Genomic DNA, 19,476 nt, shown 5'->3' with positions numbered 1-19,476 from the left:
CTCCCTGGTGGATGAATGTAGCTACCAATGTAGCTACATTCGGCGGTGCGATCAAGCGCTCGACATCCGGGGCCGACGTCGCCGCTCAGCCCGCCGCCGTGCGCCGCTCGCGCACCAGCAGCACCGGCACCGGCGCGATGCGCGCCAGCTGCTCGGCGTCGCTGCCGATCAGCAGCCGCTCGACGCCGCGGCGGCCGTGCGTGCCGAGCACGACGAGGTCGGCGCCGATGCGGGCGGCGTGGGCGGCGATCAGCTCGGACACGCGCTCGCCGGCGCTTTCGACCAGCGTGGTCTCGCTCGCGATGCCCTGGGCCTGCAGCGCCTGGGCGGCGCGGTCCAGCAGTTCCCGGCCGGCCTTGAGGAAGCGCGGCCGGATGTCGCCGATGTGCACGGCCGGCGGCTCGAAGCCGGTGATGTGCTCCATCGCGTCGACGATGTGCAGCAGGTGCACGCGGGCGCCGGACAGCCGCGCCAGCGCGGCGGCCTCGTCGAGCGCGAGCTGCGCGGTGGCGCTGCCGTCCAGCGGCACGAGCAGGGTCTTGTACATGGTGCGTGGTCCTCGTCTTCGGTGTCGGGGGAGGGGAGGGGAAAGGGTCAGCCGCGCGGGCCGTCGAGCAGCCGCTGGGCGTGCCGCGCCGCGATCCATTCCTCGTTGGTGGGCTCCACGGCCACGCGCACGCGGCTCGCGGCGCTGGAGATCACGGGCGCGTGGGCGGCGTTGGCGGCGGGGTCCAGGTCCACGCCCAGCCAGGCCAGGCCGGCGCAGATGCGCTCGCGCAGCGCCACGCTGTGCTCGCCGATGCCGGCGGTGAAGACCAGCATGTCCAGCCCGCCCAGCACGCCTGCCAGCGCGCAGGTCTCGCGCACCATGCGGCGCACGAACAGCTGCAGCGCCAGCGCGGCGCGCGGCTCGGCGGCCTCGCGCTCCAGCAGCACGCGCTGGTCGGCCGAGATGCCGGAGACGCCGAGCAGCCCGCTCTCGTGGTACAGCACGTGGCCGACCTGCTCCAGCGTGAGCTTCTCGATCTCCATCAGGTACAGCACGGCGCCGGGGTCCAGCGCGCCGGTGCGCGTGCCCATCATCAGCCCGTCCAGTGCCGAGAAGCCCATGGTCGTGGCCTGGCTCCGCAGGTCCTGCATCGCGCACAGGCTGGCGCCCGAGCCCAGGTGGGCGACGATGGTGCGCCCGCGCGCGGCGTCGCCGTGGCGCTCGGCCAGCGCCACGGCCATGTACTCGTAGGACAGGCCGTGGAAGCCGTAGCGTCGCAGCCCGCGCTCGAAGGCCGCGTACGGCAGCGGCAGCAGCTGCTCGACCACCGGCACCGTGTGGTGGAAGGCGGTGTCGAAGCAGGCGACCTGCGGCAGCCCGGGCCGCTCGCGCAGCAGGATCTCGATGGCCTCCAGCGCGAACGGCTGGTGCAGCGGCGCCAGCGGGATCAGCGCCTTCAGCTCGGCCAGCACCTGCGCGTCCACGCGGATCGGCGCGAAGTGCCGGGGGCCGCCGTGCACCACGCGGTGCGCCACCGCGGCCACCGGCCGGCCGGCCAGCCAGCGCAGCAGCTCCTCGCGGATGATCTGCAGCGCCGCGGCGTAGGGGTGCTCCGCGCCCAGGTCCACCGGCCGCACGGGCACGGTGCTGGCGCCGAAGTCGGGCCGGGGGCCGCCGATGCCCTGCACCTTGCCGTTCCAGGCCGGCGTGCGCGCGGGGCTGGCGGCGTCGAACACGCCGAACTTGATGCTCGACGAGCCGCAGTTCAGCACGACGATGAAGGAGGATGCGGGGGCGTTCACGGCGGGTTGCTCCGGAAGTGGTGCGCCAGCAGCACCGCGATCGCGCAGGAGGCGATGCGCGTCTCGCGGCTGTCGGCGCGGCTGGTCAGGATGATCGGCAGCCGCGCGCCCAGCACGATGCCGGCCGTGGCCGCGTCGCCCATGTACTCGAGCTGCTTGGCCAGCATGTTGCCGCTCTCCAGGTCCGGCACGACCAGCACGTCGGCCTGGCCGGCCACCGGCGAGGCGATGCCCTTGGTGCGCGCGGCCGCGGCCGAGACGGCGTTGTCGAAGGCCAGCGGGCCGTCCAGCACGGCGCCGGTGATCTGGCCGCGGTCGGCCATCTTGCACAGCGCGGCGGCGTCCAGCGTGGCCGGCATGGCCGGGTTGACGGTCTCCACCGCGGCCAGGATGGCCACGCGCGGCTCGGCCACGCCGATCGCGTGCGCCAGCGTGATGGCGTTGCGGATGATGTCGGCCTTGTGCTGCAGCGTGGGCGCGATGTTGACGGCGGCGTCGGTGATGATGAAGGGCCGCGGGTAGGCCGGCGTCTGCATCAGGAAGCAGTGCGACAGCCGGCGCTCGGTGCGCAGGCCGGCCGCGGGCGCCAGCACCGCGCTCACCAGCTCGTCGGTGTGCAGGCTGCCCTTCATCAGCGCCTGCACGTCGCCGCGGCCGGCGATCTCGGCCGCGCGCGCGGCGGCGGCATGGCTGTGCGGCACGTCCTCGATGGCGATGCCGTCCAGGCTCAGGCCCGCGGCGTCGGCCGCGGCCTGGAGCCTGGCGCGCGGGGCCACCAGCACCGGCTCGATCAGGCCGGCCGCGCGCGCGTCCAGCGCGCCGCCAAGGCTCAGCGCGTCGCAGGGGTGGACCACCGCCACGCGGATCGGGCCCAGCGGCCGCACGTGCTGCAGCAGCCGCGGCAGGCCGTCGGCGGTGCGCAGCCGCACCTCGGGCAGCGTCGCGGCCGGGCGCTCGATCTTCTCGACGGGGGCCAGCACCGTGGCCTCGCCGTCGATCACGCACTGGCCGTCCTGGTTCACGCAGTGGCAGGCCAGCCGCAGGTGGTGGCTGGCCTCGTCCTTGGCGGTCACGCGCACGGACACGGTCAGCCGGTCGCCCACGTGCACGGGGTGGTGGAAGGCCAGCGTCTGGCCCAGGTAGATGGTGCCGGGGCCGGGCAGCCGCGTGCCGAGCACGGCCGAGATCAGCGCGCCGCCCCACATGCCCTGGGCGATGACGCCGTGGAACTGCGTGGCCGCGGCGTATTCGGCGTCCAGGTGGGCCGGGTTGACGTCGCCGGACATCACGGCGAACAGCTGGATGTCCTCCTGCGTGAGCTGGCGCTCGATGCTGGCGCTGTCGCCCACGGCGAGCTCGTCGTAGGTGCGGTTGCGCAGCATCGGCTGCGGCGTGCCGGAGACAATGGGGTCAGGCGGCGTGTCCTGCATCGGGCTTCCTTTCTGGGTTCGGGGGCTGCGCCCGCCGGTTCTGGTTCATCCATTCATCATGCATACCGTTGAGACCGTGCTGCTGGTGCTCCTGCTGGGGGCGTTGACCGGCATTGCGGCGCGCTACCTGCGCGCCATTCCGCTGCCGCTGATCCAGATCGCGCTGGGCGCGGCGCTGTCCTGGCCGCAGGACGGGCTGCACATCGCCTTCGATCCGGTGCTGTTCCTGGCGCTGTTCATCCCGCCGCTGCTGTTCGCCGACGGATGGCGCATTCCCAAGCGCGAGTTCTTCGCGCTGCACCGGCCGATTCTGCTGCTGGCGCTGGGCCTGGTGCTGTTCACCGTGGTCGGCCTGGGGGCGTTGATCCACTGGCTGATCCCCTCGATGCCGCTGACGGTCGCCTTCGCGCTGGCCGCGGTGGTCTCGCCGACCGACGCGGTGGCGGTCTCGGCGATCACCCGCAACCTGGGCATGCCGGCCAAGACCATGCACCTGCTGGAGGGCGAGTCGCTGCTGAACGACGCCTCCGGCCTGGTGGCGCTGAAGTTCGCGGTCGCGGCCACGCTGACCGGGCTGTTCTCTTGGACCGAGGTGGCCAAGGAATTCCTGTGGATCGCGCTGGGCGGCCTGGGCGTGGGCGCGCTGCTGGGCTGGGGCTTCGCGACCATGCGCGAGACCGTCACGCGCCGCGTGGGCGACGTGGCGGCCACGCAGATGGTGCTGCTGCTGGTGCTGCTGCCGTTCGCGGCCTACCTGCTGGGCGAGCACATCGGCGTCTCCGGCATCCTGGCGGCGGTGGCCGCCGGCGTCACCACCAACCTGGCCGACCTGCGCCGCGGCGAGTACGTGGCCGAGCGGCTGCAGACCGAGGGCACCTGGACCATGGTGGAGTCGGCCTTCAACGGCGCGGTGTTCCTGCTGCTGGGCCTGCAGCTGCCGTCCATCGTCGGCACCACGCTGGCCGAGGCCGGCGGCGACTGGTGGCGGCCGGCCGGCCAGGCCGTGCTGATCACCGTGGCGCTGCTGGGGCTGCGCTGGATCTGGCTGACGCTCGGGGTGCGCGGCAGCCTGTGGCGCGCGCACCAGCGCGGCTCGATGACCGAGGCGCCGTCGCCGCTGCTGACGCTGGCGACCACGCTGGCCGGCATCCGCGGCGCGGTGACGCTGGCCGGCGCGCTGTCGATCCCGCTGCTGCTGCCGGACGGCAGTGCGTTCCCGGGCCGCGACCTGCTGGTGTTCCTGGCCACCGGCACCATCTTGCTGACGCTGGTGGCCGGCAGCATCGGCCTGCCGCTGGTGCTGCGGCGGCTGCCGCCGGCCGGCGAGCCGGCCGCGCTGCGCGAGGAGCGCGGCGCCCGGCTGGCCGCCTGCAAGGCCGCCATCGCCCACCTGGGCCGGGAACTGCCGCCGGCCGGCGCCGACCCGGAGCGGCAGGCCCAGCTGCAGGAGGCCGTGGGCCGGCTGACGCAGGACTACCGCAAGCGCATCGACCTGCTGGAAGACCCGGCCACGCCCACCACGCCCGAGGCCCAGGCCGAATCGCCCGAGGCCGTGCGCCAGCGCCGCATGCGCTACGTGGTGGAGCTGGAACTGCGGCTCAAGGCGCTGCACGTGGAGCGCAACGCGCTGTACGCCGAGCGCCAGGCGCACCACATCAACGACGATTCGCTGCGCGCGCTGGTGGCCGAGCTGGACATGTCCGAGCTGTCGCTGCGCAAGCGCCTGGCCGTGGCGCAGAGCGCCGCCGGCCGGGTGCCCGCGGCGCGCGCAGCCGACGAGGGTCACTGACCGGCGCGCGGCGGCATCCAGGCCTGCCAGGGCCGCAGGAAGTCCTGCATCGCGTGCGTGGCCGGGCTGCTGCCCTGCGCGGCGTCGCCGCCCAGCGCCTGGGTGGCCTGGGCCTGCCACTGCTGCACCGCGTCGACCAGGCCGGCGGCGTATTCGGCCTGGGTGTGCGCGGCCTGCTCGGCCATGGCCTGCGAGCGGCCGAATTGCAGCTGCAGCTGGCGCCAGAAGGCCTCGGCCGGCAGCGCGGCCAGGGTCTGCCAGTTCGCCGTGCGGCCCATTTCCCCGGCCTCGCCGAAGGCCTGCGCGGCGTCCTGCTGCAGCGCCGCGCTGCCGAAGTCCAGCCACTGGCGGCTGGCCTGCTGGCGCAGTTGCTCCAGCCGCATCAGCAGATCCAGGTTGGCCTGGTACAGCGCGAAGGGGGTCGGTACGGATGAGCTCATGGACATCTCCTGTTGAAATCGTTGCGGTACGCGGCGCCTGCGGGGCAGGGCGGGCCGCGCCGGGCGGGGCTGGCCGGAGGACGCGGGGATTGCGCCTCATGCCATCTGCGCGATGGTCCTGCGGAATCGCCGCAGCGACAAGACGAACAGCACGCTGCCGATCACCAGCAGCCAGACGAACCGGGGCCACACCACGTCCAGCCCGGCGCCGCGGAACAGGATGGCCTGGCCCAGCTCGACGAAGTGCGTGGTCGGCGCGGCCAGCATCACGTTCTGCACCAGCACGGGCATGCTCTCGCGCGGGGTGTTGCCGCCCGACAGCATCTGCAGCGGCAGCAGCACCAGCACCACCAGCATGCCGAACTGCGGCATGCTGCGCGCCAGCGTGGCCATGAAGATGCCGAGCGAGGTGGTGGCGAACAGCAGCAGCGCCGCGCCCGCGAAGAACAGCGTCAGCGCGCCGGCCACCGGCACCTGCAGCAGCCCCTGCACCACGAACCGCAGCGACAGCGCCGCCGCCACCAGCACCACCAGCCCCATGGACCAGACCTTGGCCAGCATGATCTCCGCCGGTGCCACCGGCATCACCAGCAGGTGCTCGATGGTGCCGTGCTCGCGCTCGCGGATCAGCGCGGCGCCGGTCAGGATGATGGACAGCATGGTGATCTGGTTGATGATCTGCGACAGGCTGCCGAACCAGGACTTGTCCAGCGTCGGGTTGAAGCGCGCGCGCAGCGCCAGGTCCACCGCCGGCGTGGCGGCGGCGCGGTAGCGGCCGGCGAACTCGGCCACCTCGCCCAGCGCCACCTGCTGCACGTAGGCGCTGCCGGTGAAGGCCTGCATCATGCGCGTGGCGTCGGTGTTGAGCTGGATGCTGGCGGCGCGGCCGGCCAGCACGTCGCGTTGTAGGCCGGAGGGGATGACCAGCACGAAGGTGTAGATGCCGGCGTCCAGCCCCGGGTCCACCTCGGCGTGCGAGATCATGGCCGGCTTGGAGAACGCCGGCGGGTAGAACGCCGACACGATGCGCGCCGACAGCTGCGACTGGTCCTCGTCGACGATGGCCAGCGGCGCGTTCTGCAGCGTCTCGGGCATGCCCTTGGCCGCGGTGTAGACCGAGAAGGTGAAGCTGAACACGATCAGCACCAGCATCACCGGGTCGCGCCACAGGCTCCACAGTTCCTTGACGCCCAGGTGCCAGACGTTGAGCAGGCGCTGCTTCATCGTTCCTGCTTGCGCAGCAGCGCGATCGCCATGCCCAGGATCACCGGCACCGACAGCGCCAGCGGCCACAGCGAGCCGGCCAGTTCGTGCCAGCCCAGCGCCTTGTTGAACACGCCGCGGCTGACCGTGAACATGTGGCTGGCCGGGTAGACCTCGCCGATCACGCGCGCCGCCCCCTGCAGGGAGGACACCGGGTCGATCATGCCGCCGAACTGCGTGGCCGGCATCAGCGTGCCGACCATCGCGAAGAACAGCGCGGCGATCTGGCTCTTCGTGACCGCCGAGGCCAGCAGGCCCATGCCGGTGGCCGCGAAGGCGTACAGCAGCGCGGCCAGCGACAGCGTCGCGAAGCTGCCGGTCAGCGGCACGCCGAACAGCGTGACGGCCATGCCTGCCATCAGCAGGAAGTTCAGCATCGCCAGGCCGACGTAGGGCAGCTGCTTGCCCAGCAGGAACTCGCTGCGCGACAGCGGCGTGACGTACAGGTTCAGGATCGAGCCCATCTCCTTCTCGCGCACCACCGCCAGCGCCGTCAGCATGGCCGGGAACATCAGCAGCAGCAGCGGGATCACGGCCGGCACCATGGCCGGCAGGCTGGCCACGTCGGGGTTGTAGCGAAAGCGGCTCTCCACCGCCACCTGGCTGGCCGCGGCCGTGCCGCCGCGCCGGCGCGCCTGCTCGGCCAGCCAGTGCTGGTGCAGGCCCTGCAGGTAGCCCTGCACGGTCTCGGCGCGCTGCGGCATGGCGCCGTCGAACCAGGCGCCGACGGCCACCGGCCGCCCGCGCAGCAGGTCGCGGCCGAAGCCGGGCGGGATCTCGATCGCCAGCGCCAGCTCGCCGCTGCGCAGGCGCCGGTCCATGTCGGCCGGGTCGAGGATGGGCGCGCGCTCGACGAAGTAGCGCGAGCCGGAGATGTCCAGCTGGTAGCTCTGGCTCAGCGTGCTGTGGTCGCGGTCCAGCACCGCGTAGCGCAGCTGGTTCACGTCGGTGCTGATGCCGAAGCCCATGACCAGCAGCAGGATCAGCGAGCCGGCCAGCGCCATCGTGGCGCGCACCGGGTCGCGCTGCAGCTCCAGCGCCTCGCGCCACATGGTGCTCAGCAGGCGCTGCAGCGAGAAGCGGGGCGGGCGGGCCGGCGCCGGCGCGGCCCCCGCGGCCGGCGCGAGGGCCACGGCCTCGTCCGCCGGCGCGTCGGCGTCGCCCACGCCGGCCTCGGCCAGGTAGCCGATGAAGGCTTGCTCCAGCGTCTTCGCGCCGCGCTTGCGCACCAGCCGGGCCGGCGCGTCGCTGTCCAGCACCCGGCCGGCGTGCATCATGGACATGCGGTCGCAGCGCTCGGCCTCGTTCATGAAGTGGGTGGAGATGAAGATGGTCACGCGGTCGCGCCGCGACAGCTCCGCCAGCAGCCGCCAGAACGCGTCGCGCGCGACCGGGTCCACGCCCGAGGTCGGCTCGTCCAGGATCAGCAGCTCGGGCCGGTGCACCATGGCCACGGCCAGCGACAGGCGCTGGCGCATGCCCAGCGGCAGCGCCTCGGGCAGCGCGTCCTGCACCTGGGTGAGCCCGAAGCGTTCGCACATCTCGCGCACGCGCTGCTCGATCTCGCCCTCGGGCACGTGGAACAGCCGCGCGTGCAGCACCAGGTTCTGGCGCACCGTCAGCTCGCCGTACAGCGAGAACGCCTGCGACATGTAGCCCACGCGCCGGCGCGTGGCGATGTCGTGCGGGTCCACCGGCTGGCCGAACAGCCAGGCCCGGCCGGCGCTGGCCGGCAGCAGGCCGGTCAGCATCTTCATCGTGGTGGACTTGCCGCAGCCGTTGCTGCCGAGGAAGCCGAAGATCTCGCCGCGCCGGATGCGCAGGCTCACGCGGTCCACGGCCGTGAAGTCGCCGAAGCGCATGGTCAGGTCCCGGGCCTCGATCGCGATGTCCTCGGCGCCCTGCCCGTCGGGCAGCGGCGGGATCTCGACCGGCGCATGGCCGCGCCGCCGCTCCTCGGGCAGCAGCGCGACGAAGGCCTGCTCCAGCGTGCGGCTGCCGGTGCGTGCCAGCAGCTCGGCCGGCGTGCCGGTGGCGCGCACGCGGCCGGCGTCCATCGCCACCAGCCAGTCGAAGCCCTGCGCCTCGTCCATGTAGGCGGTGGCCACCAGCACGCTCATGTGCGCCCGCCCGGCGCGGATGCGCGCGATCAGCGCCCAGAACTGCGCGCGCGCCAGCGGGTCCACGCCGGTGGTCGGCTCGTCCAGGATCAGCAGGTCCGGGTCGTGGATCAGCGCGCAGCACAGGCCGAGCTTTTGCTTCATGCCGCCGCTGAGCTTGCCGGCCGGCCGCGCCAGGAAGGCCTGCAGCCCGGTGCTGCGCGTGAGCTGGTCGATGCGCCGGCGCCGCTCGGCCGCGCCGTGGCCGAACAGCCGCGCGAAGAACTGCAGGTTCTCCTCGACCGACAGCGTGGGGTACAGGTTGCGGCCCAGGCCCTGCGGCATGTAGGCGATGCGCGGGCAGGCGCGCGCGCGGTGGCGCCGGTCGGCCATGTCGCCGCCGAGCACGTGGACCCGGCCCTGCTGCACCGCGCGCGCGCCGGCGACCAGCGACAGCAGGCTGGACTTGCCGACCCCGTCCGGCCCGATCAGCCCGACCATGCGGCCGGCCGGCAGGTCGAGGTCCACGCCGTCCACGGCCACGGTGGCGCCGTAGGCCAGCCGCACCGCCTGCAGCCGCGCCACCGGCGGTTCCGCTCCGGCCATGCGCCGCTACTCCGGCTGCACCAGCCGGTCGAGCCCGGCCGGCCAGGGCGCCTGCGGGTCCAGCCGCACCCAGGCCACGCCGGGCAGGCCGGTCTTGACCTGCTCCAGCCGGCTCTTGAGCAGCGCCGGGTCGATGCGCGCGCGCACGCGGAACATCAGCTTCTCGCGCTCGCTGGCGGTCTCCACGGTCTTGGGCGTGAACTGCGCGGTGCTGGCGACGAAGCTCACGCGCGCCGGGATCGCGAGCTGCGGCGCCGCGTCGAGCACGATGCGCACCTCCGCGCCCAGCGGCACGCGGCCGGCCACGGTCTCGGGCAGGAAGAAGCCCATGTACACGTCCGACAGGTCCACCAGGTTCAGCACCTTGCCGCCGGCGGCCAGCACCTCGCCGGGCTGGGCCAGGCGGAACTGTACGCGGCCGTCGCGCGGCGCGCGCAGCGCGGTGTCGGCCAGGTCGGCGCCGATGCGGTCGACCGTGGCCGAGGCCGCCTCGACGGCCGCCTCGGCGCCGACGTGCGCGGCCCGCGCCGCGTCGACCGCGGCCTGCGCGGCCGCCACCTGGGCGCGCGCGGCGTCCACCGCGGCCCCGGCGTTGCGCACGCGGGCGCGGTCGTCGTCCAGTTCCTGCATCGCGGCGGCGCCCTGGCGCGCCAGCGTTTCCGAGCGGGCCAGCCGGCGCCGCGCGGCGTCCAGCTCGCTCTCGCGCTGCACCACCTGGGCGCGCGCGGCGGCGCGCTCGCTCTCGCGCGCGGCCACCTGCGCCTGCGCCTGGGCCACGCCGGTCTGCGCCTGCTGGCGCATCGCGCGCGCCTCGGCGGCCTGGGCGTTCAGCATGTCGATCTGCATGTGCGCCAGCGGCTGGCCGGCCTGCACGAAGGCGCCTTCGTCGACCAGGATCTCCTGCACGCGGCCGCCGGTGCGGGTGGCGACGTCGACCTCGGTGGCCTCGATGCGGCCGTTGCCGCTGGCAAAGCCCGGGCCGGGGCCCTGCGGCCGGCTGGACTGCCAGGCCCACCAGCCGCCGGCGGCCAGCGCCAGCACCAGCACGACGGGCCAGCGTTTCTCAGCCCAGGACCGCAGGCCCCGCGGCGCGGGTGGGGACGATGGGGTCACGGCTTCTCATTTCTCCAGGACGTACTGGCCGGGCGCGTCGGCCACCGGCTTGTAGTGGCCCGCGCCCATGCGCGGCGGCTTGGCCGGCGCGCCCGAGCGCTCCGCCAGCCACTGCTGCCAGGCCGGCCACCAGGAGCCCTGGTGCAGCGGCGCGGCGGCCAGCCACTCGTCCGGCGCGAGGTACGTGCCACCGGCCGGCCGCGTCAGGACCTGGTAGGTGCGGTGCGAGCCCGGCACCGGCGGGTTGACGATGCCGGCGTTGTGCCCGCCGCTGGTCAGCGCGAAGGTGATCTCGGCCGGGCACAGGTGGTGCAGCTTGTGCACCGAGCGCCAGGGCGCCACGTGGTCCGTGGTGGTGCCGACCATGAACACCGGCAGCCGGATGGAACTCAGCGCCACCGGGCGGCCGTTCACCGGGTAGCGGCCCTCGCTCAGGTCGTCGTTCAGGAACAGGCGGCGCAGGTACTCGGAATGCATGCGCGCGGGCATGCGCGTGGCGTCGGCGTTCCAGGCCATCAGGTCGTTCATGCTGGCGCGCTCGCCGAGCAGGTAGTCGTGCACCAGGCGCGACCACAGCAGGTCGTAGGAGCGCAGCATCTGGAACGCGCCGGCCATCTGGCTGGCCTTGAGGTAGCCGGTGGCGGCCATCTGCGCCTCCAGCAGGCTGACCTGGCTCTCGTCGATGAACAGGGCCAGCTCGCCGGGCTCGCTGAAGTCGGTCTGCGCGGCGAACAGGCTGACGCTGGCCAGCCGCGCGTCGCCGTCGCGCGCCATGGCTGCGGCCGCGATGGCCAGCAGCGTGCCGCCCAGGCAGTAGCCGGTGGCGTGCACCTGGCGCTGCGGGCAGATCGCGTTCACGGCGTCGAGCGCGGCGAAGAAGCCGTCGCGCAGGTAGTCGTCCATGCCCAGGTCGCGCTCGGCCTCGCCCGGGTTCTTCCAGGAGATGCAGAACACGGTGTGGCCCTGGTCCAGCAGGTACTTGACCAGCGAATCGTGCGGCGAGAGGTCCAGGATGTAGTACTTCATGATCCAGGCCGGCACCAGCAGCACCGGCTCGGGGTGCACCTCGGCGGTGGTCGGCTGGTACTGGATCAGCTCCATGACCCGGTTGCGCAGCACCACCTTGCCGGGCGTGGCGGCCAGGTCGCGCCCGACCGCGAAGCCGCCCGGCGCGGCCAGCGCCTCGCCGGTGGCGGCCTGGGCCAGGTCGGTGAGCAGGTGCTGGGTGCCGCGCACGAGGTTGGCGCCGCCCTCGGCCAGCGTCGCCTTGATCACCAGCGGGTTGGTGGCGATGCGGTTGCCGGGCGAGCACATGTCCAGCCACTGGCGCGCCCAGAACGCGACGACGCGCTCGTGGTGCGGGTCCACGCCCGGCACGCCGTGCGTGGCGGCATCCCACCACTGCTCCACCAGCAGGAAGGACTGGTGCCACAGGTTGAATGGCCACTGGCGCCATTCGGGCGCGGCGAAGCGGCGGTCCTGCGCCGGCGGCGCCACCAGCGCGCGTGCGTCGCCGGGGCGCGTGCTCAGCGCCTCGGCCAGGTACCAGGCCAGCGCCTGGGCCTGCGTGGCGGCCAGGCTGGCCAGCGCCATCTGGCGGCCGGGCGAGCCGGCCAGGTGGGCCACCCAGTCCTGCCAGGCCAGCAGGGCCGACGTGGGCGAGAGCGAGCCGCTCATGCGGGCGAGGGCGGCGTGGACCAGGGTGTCGAGCTGTTGGGTCGGAGCAGGCGCGTTGGGCAGGGACATGGCGGGAACTGTCGCGGCGCGGTGGGCGCCACGATTGATGCAAGTCAAGGGAGCACGATATTCGAGCGAATATCCCCAGTCTAGCGCGCTGAATTCGCTCATTCCGTGACGCGGCTGTGTTCCATTGACGCCATGGCGACCGATGTTTCTTCCCCCGCGGCCGAGCCGGCCGCCAGCGACTGGCATGCCCTGCCGGCCGACGACGTCCTGCAGCGGCTCGACAGCCGCCGCGAGGGCCTGACCGCTGCCGAGGCCGCCGCGCGGCTGGCCCGCCACGGCCCGAACGAGCTGCCGGCGCCGCCGCGCGTGCACCCGTTCCGGCGCTTCCTGGCGCAGTTCAACAACGCGCTGATCCTGTTCCTGCTGTCCGCGGCGGTGGTGGCGGCGGTGCTGGGCCACTGGGTCGACGCCAGCGTGATCGTCGGCGTGGTGCTGGTCAACGCCATCGTCGGCTTCGTGCAGGAGGGCAAGGCCGAGCAGGCGCTGGATGCGCTGCGCGCGATGCTGGCGCCCAGCGCGCGCGTGCTGCGCGAGGGCCGGCGCCTGGCCGTGCCGGTGGCCGGCCTGGTGCCGGGCGACGTGGTGCTGCTGGAGGCCGGCGACCGCGTGCCGGCCGACCTGCGCCTGCTGCGCGCGCGCGGCCTGCTGGTGGACGAGGCCATCCTGACCGGCGAGTCCGTGGCCAGCACCAAGTCCGAGGCCGCCGTCGACGCCCGGGCGGCGCTGGGCGACCGCGACGGCATGGCCTATTCCGGCACGCTGGTGGCGGCCGGGCAGGGCCTGGGAACGGTGGTGGCCACCGGCGTGCACACCGAGATCGGCCGCATCAGCAGCCTGCTGGGCGGGGTGCAGCCGCTGACCACGCCGCTGCTGCGCAAGATCGACGCCTTCGGCCGGCGCTTCACGGTGCTGTGCATCCTGCTGGCGGCCGTGCTGTTCGCGTTCGCCGTCGGCGTGCAGGACATGGAATGGGTGGCGGCGCTGATGGTGGTGGTGGCCGTGGCCGTGAGCCTGGTGCCTGAGAGCCTGCCGGCGGTGATCACCATCACGCTGGCCATCGGCGTGCGCCGCATGGCGCGGCGCCAGGCCATCGTGCGCCGGCTGCCGGCGGTGGAGACGCTGGGCGCCACCACGGTGATCTGCTCCGACAAGACCGGCACGCTGACGCGCAACGAGATGACCGCCTGCCGCGTGGTGACCGAGGACGCGCGCATCGCGGTCGGCGGCTCGGGCTATGCCCCGGTCGGCGCGCTGGAGCTGCCCGAGGGCCAGGACGCGCTGGCCGTCAACGCGCGCACGCTGATCGAGGCCGCGCTGCTGTGCAACGACGCCCAGCTCGCGCAGGACGCCGCCGGCCAGTGGAAGGTCGACGGCGACCCGATGGAAGGCGCCCTCGTGGCGCTGGCGATGAAGGCCGGGCTCGACGCGCGCGCGCTGCGCGCCGGCCATCCGCGCAGCGACGAGATCCCGTTCGACGCGCAGCACCGCTTCATGGCCACGCTGCACGCGCGCGCGGACGGCCAGGCCGAGCTGTTCGTCAAGGGCGCGCCCGAGCGCGTGCTGGCCATGAGCCGCGGCCAGCTCGGCGCCGACGGCCGGGTGCACCCGCTCGACGCGGGCTACTGGGAACGGGCCATCGCGGCCGCCGCCTCGGACGGCGAGCGCGTGCTCGGCTTCGCGCTGCGCCGGCTGCCGCGGGCGCCGGACCAGCTCGACTTCGGCGCCGCGGCGGAACTGGTGTTCCTGGGCCTGGTGGGCTTCATCGACCCGCCGCGCGCCGAGGCGCTGGCGGCGGTGGCCGACTGCCGCTCCGCCGGCATCCGCGTGAAGATGATCACCGGCGACCACGCCGCCACCGCCGCCGCCATCGCCGCCCAGCTCGGCCTGGCCGAGCGCCCGGTGGTGGCCACCGGCGCCGACGTGGACGCCGCCTCCGACGCCGAGCTGCGCGGCCTGGCGCGGCGCGCCAGCGTGTTCGCGCGCACCAACCCCGAGCACAAGCTGCGCGTGGTGCGCGCGCTGCAGGCCGAGGGCGAGGTCGTCGCCATGACCGGCGACGGCGTGAACGACGCGCCCTCGCTGAAGCAGGCCGACGTCGGCGTGGCCATGGGCCACAAGGGCACGGACGCCGCCAAGGAGGCCGCGCAGATCGTGCTGGCCGACGACAACTTCGCCTCCATCGTCGCCGCCGTGCGCGAGGGCCGCACCGTCTACGACAACATCCGCAAGGTCATCGCCTGGACGCTGCCGACCAACGGCGGAGAGGTGCTGGCCATCGTCGCCGCGCTGGTGCTGGGCCTGACGCTGCCGATGACGGCGCCGCAGATCCTGTGGGTCAACATGGTGCTGACGATCACGCTGGGCCTGTCGCTGGCCTTCGAGCCGGCCGAGCCGGGCGTGATGGAGCGCCCGCCGCGCGTGCCGGACGCGCCGCTGCTGTCGCCGTTCATGCTGTGGCGCGTGGTCTTCGTCTCGCTGCTGTTCACGGCCGGCACCTTCGGCATCCTCGCCTGGGGGCACTGGCGCGGCCACGACGACGCGCTTTCGCGTACGCTGGTGGTCAACATGCTGTGCGTGCTGGAGATCTTCTACCTGTTCAACGTGCGCTACCTGCACATGCGCTCGTTCACCTGGACCGGCGCGCGCGGCACGCCGGCCGTGCTGGGCGCGGTGGGCGCGGTGGTGCTGGCGCAGCTGGCCTTCACCTACGCGCCGTGGATGCAGGCGCTGTTCGACACGCGCGACGTGCCGCTGGCCGACGGCGCGCTGGTGCTGGCGATCGGCGCGGCCTCGATGGTGGTGCTGGAGATCGAGAAGGCGCTGCTGCGGCGCTGGCAGGTGTTCGACGAACTGGCCGTGCACAAGGAGGCATCCGCATGAACGATCCCTCGGCCGATCCGGCGGCCGGCCACCCGCAGGACCGCCCGGCCGTGCTGCTGGCCACCGACCTGAGCCCGCGCAGCGACCGCGCGATGGACCGCGCGCTGCAGCTGGCGCGCCAGTGGCAGGCGCCGCTGGTCGCCCTGGCGGTGCTGCCCGGCGGCGCCGGGCTGATCTCGCATCCGGTGCTGGCGCTGTCGTCCGACGCCGTGGCCGAGCGCGCCGCGCGGCGCCGGGCCGAGCGCCGGCTGCACGCCGACCTGGCCGACGCGCGGGTGCCGCTGGCCGTGCGCGTGGAGCGTGGCGAGGTCGCCGCCACCGTGCTGGCCGTGGCCCGGGCCGAGCACTGCGGCCTGGTGGTGACTGGCGTGGCGCGCCACGAGTCGCTGGCGCGCGCGCTGCTCGGCTCCACCGTGGACACGCTGGCGCGGCGCTGCCCCGTGCCGCTGCTGGTGGTGCGCGAACGCGCCCGCGCCGCCTATGCCCAGGTGCTGGTGACCAGCGACTTCTCCGAGCACGCGCGCCGTGCGCTGCAGGCCGCCGCCGCGCTGTTCCCCGAGGCCGGCTTCACGCTGTTCCACGCCTTCGGCAACCCGTATCCGCTGCTGGCCGGCATGGACGTGGAGCAGGCCCGCCAGGCCGGCCGCGCCGCCGCCGAGGAGCAGGCGCGGCTGTTCCTGGACGCGACGCCGCTGCCGCTGGCCGTGCGATCGCGGGTCCGGCTGCGGCTGGCGTACGGCGACCCCGGGCTGCTGCTGCGCGAGCACGGGGCGGAGCATCCGGGCGAACTGATCGTGCTGGGGACGCAGCGGCGCTCGGGGTTGACCGGGCTGCTGCTGGGGAGCGTGGCCGAGCGGGTGCTGGAGCTGGCGGAAAGCGACGTGATGGTGGTGCCGCCGGAGCAGTGAACAGCCCGGGCGCCGGGCACATCACTCGCGGAATCCGGCCCAGGGATCGACCACGGGCAGCGCCGGATCGATGGCCTGCGGCCGTGGGCGCAGCGACTGCGCCGGCGTCACCGCCAAATTGAAGGCCGCCTTCAACGGCGGCGGCTCCTTGCCGTGGAAGGCCTCGTCCTCGGCCGGCTTGCCGATGCCCTCGGCCCTGGCCACGATGCGCGGCTCGGTGGCCGAGCCCTTCCTGCCGGCCGTCTCGACGATCACGTCGTAGACGGTGCCGTTGCTTCAAGCCATCCGGCTCGACTCAATAGACCATGCAGGCCGCGTTGATCAGGCCCGTGACCGACGACACGCCGCCCAGGAAGCTGCCATGCGCCAGGTTGCCCTCGTCGATGCCATCGGTCAGCCGCGGCACCAGGTGCGTGGCCAGCACATAGGCCAGCAGCTGCACCACCAGGGCGACGCCCGCCCACACGCACATGTCCGCCAGGCTCACGCTGTGGGCGATGCAACTGGCCAGCGGCATGGCAAAGCCCAGCACGGCGCCCAGCAAGGCCACGGTGGCGGCCATGTTGCCCTGGCGGATCAGCGCGATCTCGGCATGCGCCGTGATGCGCAGGTAGACGAGGACGAACGCGGCCAGCAGGCCCATGGCGCTGGCGAAATAGGCCAGGAAGGCCGGCAGGGTACTGAGGAGGTGCATGGTGGTGGGGAAACAGTCCGGTCAGAAGCGGTGAAGGGATCGATCGCGCCCACGACGGGGTGCGGCGGGCCGCAGGCGCAGGCCGATGCCCTGGCCAGCGCCAGGGCCAGGACCGCAACGCCCGCATGGGAGGCCTGGGCGTGCCCCGGCTCGCAGGGCGAGGTTCCGGGCGCGGCGTCGGCGAAGCAAATGGACGTTCATCGGAGGGCCTCGCGTGGGTGTGAGGAATGCGTTCTCACCGCTCAGGCGATGTAGTGCGGCACGAAACGGCTGGTGTCGCGCGTGATGGCGGTGGCGTCCTCGCGGACGCCCAGGCCCGCGGGCTCGTCGTGCACCATCCAGCAGCCCAGCACGGTGTGCTGGCCGTCGAACACGGGCAGCGGCGCGAGGGCCTGCCAGACGGTGGGCTCGCCGGCATGCGGGCCGGGGGTTTCCAGGGCGGCGCCCGCGCCCAGGATGGCGATGTTCTGCCCCTCGCGCGAGGACAGCGGCTTGCGCACGCAGGGCAGGGGCAGGTCGGGCGCGAAGCTGGCCGCCAGCAGGTTGGGGTGGCCCGCGTGGCGCTCCCACAGCAGCGGCAGCAGCGCCTTGGAGGACAGCAGCATCTTCCAGGCCGGCTCGATGGGGCGCAGCCCCGCCGGGCCGATGAGCGGGCCGAACTCGTCCTGCAGCAGCCATTCCCACGGGTAGAGCTTGAAGCAGCGAAGCACGGGCAGGTTGCGCTCGTCCACGAAGCGGCCGAGCCCGCGGTGGTGGCCCAGCGCGGGCAGCGGCAGCAGGCGCGCGCGCACGCCGGCCTGCTGGGCCACGTCCTGCATGTAGCGCAGGTTGCCCAGGTCCTCCTCGCTGTCGTTGGCGAGGAAGTGCACCGTCTGGCCACACGCCAGCTCGGCCCAGCGCGCCAGCAGCTTCTCGTGCAGCGAGTTGTACTGGTCGGCCTGGGGCATCACGTCCTGCAGCCAGAACCATTGCGCCACGCTGGCCTCGGGCAGGCTGGTGGGGGTGTCGGCGTTGTATTCCAGCAGCCTGGGCGCGCCGGTGCCGTTCCACGAGAAGTCGAAGCGGCCGAACAGGTCCGGCTCGCCGCGCCGCCACGAATCGCAGATCAGCGCCAGCGCACCGTCGGGCAGGCGGTACCGCGCCACGTCGCCGCTGCGCACCAGGTCGGCCACCAGGTCCAGGCCCATGGCGTGCAGCTCGGCGCTGGCCCGCTCCAGCGTCTCGATCTGCGCCAGCGAGAAGGCGTAGGCGGCCGATTCGTCCCAGTACACGCCGTCGATGCTGTGCCAGCCGAAGCCGACGGCCTCGCAGCGTTCGCGCCAGCCCGGGCGCGGCGCCATGCGCACGCGCCGCATCAGCCGCCGCCCGAAACGCGCGCGCCCGTGCGGCCGAAGCCCGCGCGCGTGACCGTGTCGGCGCCCGTGGCCGACCACGGCCGCGCGGTGGCGGGGCGGTCGCCCTGCTCGTAGCTGGGGCCGAGCCAGGCGCCGCGGGCGCCCCCCATACTGCCGCTGCCGCTGCTGCCGCCGCCCGACGAGGATGTCTGCTCGGGCGTGCATTCGTGGCCATGGGGGCCCCAGTCGGCGCGGCAGTCCTCCTCGCTCCCATAGCGATCGCGCACGACGGGATGGTGGTAGGCAATGAACCCCGCCGTGGCTGTGGCCGTGGCCGCCAGCCCCAGCCCGATCCATTTCGATTTCTTCCCCTGCGGCTCCTTCTTCTTGTTCTTGTTCATGGTTCTCCCTCACGGTCACGCATGGCCCGATTGTCCATGGCCGGGCACCGGGTTCCCGGCGCCCACCGCGTGCTGCGCATGGCGTGGGCGACGGGCGCGTTGGCGTTGCACTTCGCGGCGTACCCGGCCGACATGGGGGCATGGTTTTGCGCATGCGCTTGAACTGCCTGGCATGCGCGTGGCGCCCGATCCGTGCGGCCGGCCACAGTGCCAAGCGGTGGTTGATCCGCTCGTCCAACCACGGGCGGAACAGTTCGGCCGTTTGCCGCTGCGAAGGCTTCGACCGATCGGACTGCCCTGAGGAATTCGCAAGAAAGCGGCCTTGGGTGAAACCAGGCCTTGCGAATCCCGTGGCCGCCAAGCCGAAAAACTGCAAGCTGGATCAGGGGCTTGCGCGTTGTTCGGAGCGGACTAACCAGGCGCTTTTATCTCGCCAAGCTCTACCAGATCCCTTGCGCGCCCATTCGCGGAATCGTAGATGTACAGGCGTTTTCCCTGCTTGGGGTAGTTGCAAACGTCAAAGACCGGCCGATTGCCGCCAACCAAATAGACCAGGTCGGCCGTGCCGGTGTTGCGCATCGAATGCGAAGGGCCGCGCGCGGGGAGTCCGATGAAGTCGCCTGCAGCAACGGAAAACTCTTCTTCGTTCAGGAAAACCGTGGCAGCGCCCGACAAGATGTAGATGAATTCGTCGACGAACTCGTGGCTGTGCAGTACCGTGGTCATGCCGCCCGGCGCAACGACGTTGAGATGAATGCCAACGGTTGCCAATCCAGTCGAGTCTCCGAGCGAGATGGCCCGGCGCGCCGCTTCGGCATTGAGCGGATGGGAAACAGTTGCTGCCTTCCTGACTTTCGCAACAGCATTGCGAATGATGTGCTTGGATTCTTGCAGAAGGCCTCCTGATGCTTCGCGAATGAATGAAGCCGCGTTGCGGAGCAAGGTCGGCTTGAATGATTTCTGCAGGGGTGTTGCACTTCAG

Annotated in this window: 16 protein-coding genes; 3 read left to right on the top strand and 13 right to left on the bottom strand. The window is 73.0% G+C overall.

Annotated features, from left to right (window positions below):
• Positions 1-85 precede the first annotated feature (85 nt).
• Genes QM782_RS00925 through QM782_RS00915 form a run of 3 tightly spaced genes read right to left on the bottom strand, consistent with a single transcriptional unit; the run spans position 86 to position 3,221 of the window.
• Entirely contained in the window at positions 86-547 is a 462-nt protein-coding gene (locus tag QM782_RS00925; RefSeq protein WP_415201060.1) for a universal stress protein, read from the bottom strand.
• 47 nt (positions 548-594) lie between these two features.
• Entirely contained in the window at positions 595-1,791 is a 1,197-nt protein-coding gene (locus QM782_RS00920) for an acetate/propionate family kinase (RefSeq protein ID WP_415201059.1), read from the bottom strand.
• Positions 1,788-3,221, bottom strand: a complete 1,434-nt coding sequence (locus QM782_RS00915) for a bifunctional enoyl-CoA hydratase/phosphate acetyltransferase (protein ID WP_415201058.1) — start codon at positions 3,219-3,221, stop codon at positions 1,788-1,790. The genes QM782_RS00920 and QM782_RS00915 overlap by 4 nt, the downstream gene beginning before the upstream one ends.
• A 58-nt stretch (positions 3,222-3,279) precedes the next feature.
• Between QM782_RS00915 and QM782_RS00910 the strand changes: the two genes are divergently transcribed.
• A complete protein-coding gene (locus QM782_RS00910; RefSeq protein ID WP_415201057.1) occupies positions 3,280-5,010 on the top strand; it encodes a Na+/H+ antiporter in 1,731 nt (576 codons plus the stop codon).
• Here the strand turns inward: QM782_RS00910 and QM782_RS00905 are convergent.
• The 5 genes from QM782_RS00905 to QM782_RS00885 form a co-directional block, all read right to left on the bottom strand.
• A complete protein-coding gene (locus QM782_RS00905; RefSeq protein ID WP_415201056.1) occupies positions 5,004-5,450 on the bottom strand; it encodes a hypothetical protein in 447 nt (148 codons plus the stop codon). The two genes, QM782_RS00910 and QM782_RS00905, sit on opposite strands and share 7 nt — an antisense overlap.
• 96 nt (positions 5,451-5,546) lie before the next feature.
• Complete coding sequence (locus tag QM782_RS00900) at positions 5,547-6,674, bottom strand: ABC transporter permease (RefSeq protein WP_415201055.1); 1,128 nt, start codon at positions 6,672-6,674, stop codon at positions 5,547-5,549.
• Positions 6,671-9,418 carry a ribosome-associated ATPase/putative transporter RbbA gene (gene rbbA, locus QM782_RS00895; RefSeq protein ID WP_415201054.1) on the bottom strand — a complete coding sequence of 916 codons (2,748 nt, stop codon included), beginning with the start codon at positions 9,416-9,418 and terminating at the stop codon, positions 6,671-6,673. The genes QM782_RS00900 and rbbA overlap by 4 nt, the downstream gene beginning before the upstream one ends.
• Positions 9,419-9,424: 6 nt before the next feature.
• Positions 9,425-10,465, bottom strand: coding sequence for an HlyD family secretion protein (locus QM782_RS00890; protein ID WP_415205562.1), 1,041 nt, complete (start codon positions 10,463-10,465; stop codon positions 9,425-9,427).
• Between the two features lie 72 nt (positions 10,466-10,537).
• Positions 10,538-12,277 carry a PHA/PHB synthase family protein gene (locus tag QM782_RS00885; RefSeq protein ID WP_415201053.1) on the bottom strand — a complete coding sequence of 580 codons (1,740 nt, stop codon included), beginning with the start codon at positions 12,275-12,277 and terminating at the stop codon, positions 10,538-10,540.
• A gap of 132 nt (positions 12,278-12,409) precedes the next feature.
• On the opposite strand from QM782_RS00885, the gene QM782_RS00880 reads away from it, so the two are divergent.
• Positions 12,410-15,157, top strand: a complete 2,748-nt coding sequence (locus QM782_RS00880) for an HAD-IC family P-type ATPase (protein ID WP_415201052.1) — start codon at positions 12,410-12,412, stop codon at positions 15,155-15,157.
• Positions 15,154-16,065 carry a universal stress protein gene (locus QM782_RS00875; protein WP_415201051.1) on the top strand — a complete coding sequence of 304 codons (912 nt, stop codon included), beginning with the start codon at positions 15,154-15,156 and terminating at the stop codon, positions 16,063-16,065. Before QM782_RS00880 ends, QM782_RS00875 begins: the two co-directional genes overlap by 4 nt.
• A gap of 21 nt (positions 16,066-16,086) precedes the next feature.
• On the opposite strand, the gene QM782_RS00870 is transcribed toward QM782_RS00875, so the two are convergent.
• The 5 genes from QM782_RS00870 to QM782_RS00850 all read right to left on the bottom strand — a co-directional run bounded on the left by QM782_RS00870 (position 16,087) and on the right by QM782_RS00850 (position 19,436).
• Entirely contained in the window at positions 16,087-16,320 is a 234-nt protein-coding gene (locus QM782_RS00870) for a hypothetical protein (RefSeq protein ID WP_415201050.1), read from the bottom strand.
• Between the two features lie 40 nt (positions 16,321-16,360).
• Positions 16,361-16,759 (bottom strand): DUF350 domain-containing protein, encoded by a 399-nt coding sequence (locus QM782_RS00865; protein WP_415201049.1) that lies wholly within the window; start codon positions 16,757-16,759, stop codon positions 16,361-16,363.
• A 242-nt stretch (positions 16,760-17,001) separates the two neighbouring features.
• Complete coding sequence (locus QM782_RS00860) at positions 17,002-18,099, bottom strand: glutathionylspermidine synthase family protein (protein ID WP_415201048.1); 1,098 nt, start codon at positions 18,097-18,099, stop codon at positions 17,002-17,004.
• 14 nt (positions 18,100-18,113) lie between these two features.
• Positions 18,114-18,494: a hypothetical protein gene (locus tag QM782_RS00855; RefSeq protein WP_415201047.1), complete on the bottom strand. Its 381-nt coding sequence runs from the start codon at positions 18,492-18,494 to the stop codon at positions 18,114-18,116.
• A 411-nt stretch (positions 18,495-18,905) separates the two neighbouring features.
• Complete coding sequence (locus tag QM782_RS00850) at positions 18,906-19,436, bottom strand: cupin domain-containing protein (RefSeq protein WP_415201046.1); 531 nt, start codon at positions 19,434-19,436, stop codon at positions 18,906-18,908.
• Positions 19,437-19,476 lie beyond the last annotated feature (40 nt).

Source organism: Pseudorhodoferax sp., from assembly GCF_047601025.1.
Lineage (GTDB): Bacteria > Pseudomonadota > Gammaproteobacteria > Burkholderiales > Burkholderiaceae_C > Pseudorhodoferax.
This window is presented reverse-complemented; position numbering and strand designations above follow the sequence as displayed.